At 64.5% G+C, this 310-nt stretch carries 1 protein-coding gene; it reads right to left on the reverse strand.

Features of this window, described 5'->3' with window-relative positions; all coding sequences use genetic code 11:
- A partial coding sequence (locus OO68_RS49110; protein WP_033314759.1) for an acyltransferase family protein occupies nucleotides 1-310 on the reverse strand: 310 nt, incomplete at both ends.

Below are 310 nucleotides of genomic sequence, written 5' to 3' on the forward strand. Positions count from 1 at the left end.
CACGACCTCGATCACCAGCGACCAATAGGCGTCATCCATGTAGGGCTGGCCGAGCATCGGCGCCGCGATGAACAAATTCGCCAGCCATTGACCCCACGTCACCTGAAACCAGGCGTGGCCGGCGAGCAGCGTCGCGAGGAAGGTCAGCGTCATGCAGATGACGAAGGTCGGATAAATGCGGCTGAAGCGCGCGATGGCGAAGCCGACCGGGGTGCGGCCCTCGGCCGAATAGGCGATGACGAAGCCGGAGATCGCGAAGAACACGGGGACGCCGAGGAAGCCATACTGGGCGACCGGCGCGAGATACGGC

It is taken from the genome of Streptomyces iakyrus (genome assembly GCF_000717055.1).
Lineage (GTDB): Bacteria > Actinomycetota > Actinomycetes > Streptomycetales > Streptomycetaceae > Streptomyces > Streptomyces iakyrus.